General features: G+C 68.6%; 2 protein-coding genes. Both read right to left on the bottom strand.

Annotated features, from left to right (window positions below; translation table 11 throughout):
* The coding region (locus WC493_RS22390; RefSeq protein ID WP_373068701.1) for a methylmalonyl-CoA mutase family protein at nt 1-1,357 on the bottom strand (1,357 nt) is incomplete at its 3' end.
* On the bottom strand, nt 1,354-3,195 hold the full coding sequence (locus tag WC493_RS22385; protein ID WP_373068699.1) for a methylmalonyl-CoA mutase family protein: 1,842 nt from the start codon (nt 3,193-3,195) through the stop codon (nt 1,354-1,356). The genes WC493_RS22390 and WC493_RS22385, both read right to left, overlap by 4 nt.
* Between the last annotated feature and the right edge of the window lie 219 nt (nt 3,196-3,414).

Below are 3,414 nucleotides of genomic sequence, written 5' to 3'. Positions count from 1 at the left end.
AATCGATCGCGGCCTGGCGGCGGGCGGCCGCCTCCTCGATGCGCATCTTGGGCAGGCCGGTTTCAATCGCCCGGGCCATGCCGCCGAGCGCCTCGACCTCCGCGAGATGCTGGCGCGCCTTCTTGATCAGCGCGTCGGTGAGGTACTCGACGTAGTAGGAGCCGGCCCAGGGGTCGACCGTGCGGCAGATGCCGGTCTCCTGCTGCAGGTACAGCTGGGTGTTGCGGGCGATGCGGGCCGAAAAATCGGTGGGCAGCGCCATCGCCTCGTCCAGCGAGTTGGTGTGGAGCGACTGCGTCTGCCCGCCGGCCGCGGCCAGCGCCTCCAGGCAGGTGCGGGCCACGTTGTTGAACGGATCCTGCGCGGTGAGGCTCCAGCCCGACGTCTGCGAATGGGTGCGGAGCGCGAGCGATTTCGGATTCTTCGGCTTGAATCCGCCGACGATCTCCGACCAGAGCACGCGGGCCGCGCGCAGCTTGGCGATCTCCATGAAGAAGTTCTTGCCGATGCCCCAGAAGAAGCTCAGGCGCGGGGCAAACGCATCGATGTCGAGACCGGCCTGCACGCCGGTCCGCAGATATTCGAGGCCGTCGGCGAGGGTGTAGGCCAGCTCGAGGTCGGCCGTGGCGCCCGCCTCCTGCATGTGGTAGCCCGAGATCGAGATGCAGTTGAACTTCGGCATGTGCCCGGCGCAGTAGGCGAAGATGTCGGCGATGATGCGCATCGAGGGGCCGGGCGGGTAGATGTAGGTGTTGCGCACCATGAACTCCTTGAGGATGTCGTTCTGGATCGTGCCCGCCAGTTCCTCGAGTTTCGCCCCCTGCTCCAGGGCGGTGGCGATGTAGAACGCCATGATCGGAATGACCGCCCCGTTCATCGTCATCGACACCGAGACCCCGCGCAGCGGGATGCCGTCGAACAGCTGCTTCATGTCCAGGATCGAGTCGATGGCGACCCCGGCCTTGCCGACGTCACCCACGACGCGCGGATGGTCGGAATCGTACCCGCGGTGGGTCGGCAGATCGAAGGCGACCGAGAGCCCCATCTGGCCCGCGGCCAGGTTGCGGCGGTAGAAGGCGTTGCTTTCGGTGGCGGTGGAGAATCCGGCGTATTGCCGCACCGTCCAGGGCCGCGCGACGTACATCGTCGGGTAGGGTCCGCGCAGGAACGGCGGAAAGCCCGGCATCGAATCGAGCGGCTGTTGCACCGCGGCGATGTCCGCCGCGGTGTGGACGAGCGCCACGGGGATCTGCTCGCTGGTCATCCAGGGGACGGACGGGCCGGACGGACGGACGGGCGCCGCGACCGGCGCGGCGTCGGCCAGGGAGATCTGGGTGAAATCCGGATGGATTTTCATGGAAGAAGGCCGGCGAGGTGTTGCAGCCGGGCCAGGGTTGTCCGGACGTTGGCGCGGAGGTGGATGAATTCATCGAATCCGGCGGCGCGAAACTCCGCTTCGCGTTCGCCCGGATGTCCGGCCAGAACGACCGCCAGCGCCGGCCGGGCGGCCTTGACCGCCCGGGCAAAGGCCGGCGCGAGCTCCGGGTAGGTTTCATCGGTCGAGCAGAGCACGGCGACAGCCGCGCCCGAGGCGACGGCGGCCGCCGCGGCTTCCGCGGCCGTGGCGAAGCTCGTTTTGCCCTCGATCTCAAAGCCGCCGGCCGCGAAGAAACCCGCGGAGAAGTCGGCACGGGCCTTGTGCTGCTTGGGCGGCCCCATCCGAGCGAGAAAAACCCGGGCGCGCCGGCCGGTGCGCGCGAGAAAATCGTCGCCGGCCCGGCGTACGGCTTCGAACCCCTCCGCCGCGCGGAACGGCTGGAGCGCGGTCGCGGTCGGGCCGGCGGCGCGCTTTTGCGTCCAGGCGAGGCGCAGTGTGGGCAGTGTGGTGCGTTTGGCCGCGGCAGCCCGGAGGGCGGAAAAGCTCTTGATCGGCTTCGGCACGGACTTGCGCTTCGCCCCGGCCGGAACGGGCGTGGCGGGCGCGGGCTTCGGCTCCTCGCGCAGATTGGGCTGCACCGTGGTGCCGAGAATCGGCCGGCGGCGCGTGTCGATCTGCGCCTGCCGGTCCCCGGCGGCCCCGGCCGCAAGCTGTTGCGGATACCCGGCCAGAATCGCCGCGGCCATGCCGCCGCGTTTCTCGATGTCCTGAAAGAGCGCCCAGGCCTGCTGCGCGAGCTGCCCGGTCAGCACCTCGACGTACCAGGAGCCGCCGGCGGGATCGATCTGGTTTTCAAGCGCAAACTCCTCCGCCAGGATGTCGTGCAGGTTGTGCGACAGGCGCCGGCCCAGCTCGGTCGGCGCGCCGGTCACCTCGTCAAAGGGCCGGATGTCGATCGCGTCGGCGCCGCCCACGACGGCGGCAAGCGCCTGCGTGGTCACGCGGAGCAGGTTCACATGCGGATCGTAGAGCGTCTTGTCCCACCGGGCCGTGCGGACGGCAAGGTGCGCCTTCCGGGCCCCGGCGTCGGCGCCGAAAGCGCCGGTCATCCCCGCCCAGAGCACGCGGGCGGCCCGCAACTTGGCGATCTCCAGGAAAAAATCCACGCCGACGGCGAAACCGAGCTGCGTACGCGGGGCGATCTGTCCGGACGTCAATCCGCGGTCGAGCAGTGCGCGCCAGTACTCGGCGCCGGCGGCGAGCGCAAAGGCCAGTTCCTGCACCGCGGTCGCACCGCATTCGTGCCAGCGTTGCGCGCCGATGCCGACGACCCGGTCGGATCGGCCGGCTTTGTCCGCCGTCTGCAGCCCCTCGGCCAGATCGTTGAGGCAATCGGCCAGCGGCATGGGCAGCGAACCGTGGTCCAGCAGCCAGCCCAGGGGATCGGCGGTCACGGTCCCCGCCGCCCGCCCGCCCGGCTTCGACTGCGCCAGGGCCAGCGCCAGCGCCGGCAACGGAGAAAAGTCGTTGTCGGCGGATTCCCGGCCGGCCTCCCAGCGCCATGCCCGCCCGGCCGGTGGCCGGGTGCCGCGCAAATAAGGCGGCTCGCCGGGCCCGGTCGCGAGCTTCAGCGCCGCCGCATCCTCGCGCCGATAGAGCGGCTGCACCTCGATGCCCTCCGCCGTGCGGGTGACGAGTTTTTTCCCGATCGGCACGCCTTTGAGCTCCTGCTCCACGGTCGAGCGCCAGTCGGCATAAGTCGCCGGCCCCGGGGGACGGGTTGATTTCTCTGCTGCAACCTGTGTGGTCATGGCCATGATGGAACTCAAGCAGCGACAGCCCGCTCTTGGCGCACTCCATCAGACTGGTCTATCATCTTGGCAACGCATAATCACCGAAAGACCAAGCGATGATGGTAGTTTGCCAAAATATGCGCAGAGCTTATTCCTGACCTGCGCCATACTCGGGTCTCCAGAGGAATCTCCATAAGAAATGATTAAGCAAATCGATCACCTCGGCATCGCGGTCCACTCGCT

This window comes from Zavarzinia sp. (assembly GCF_041650655.1).
Lineage (GTDB): Bacteria > Pseudomonadota > Alphaproteobacteria > Zavarziniales > Zavarziniaceae > Zavarzinia.
Note: the sequence above shows the minus strand (reverse complement) of the source record. Positions and strands in the feature narration are given on the sequence as shown.

Excerpts from the sequence above, each read along its gene's own strand:
- WC493_RS22385 (WP_373068699.1), bottom strand. The coding sequence starts at position 3,195 with ATGGCCATGACCACACAGGTTGCAGCAGAGAAATCAACCCGTCCCCCG.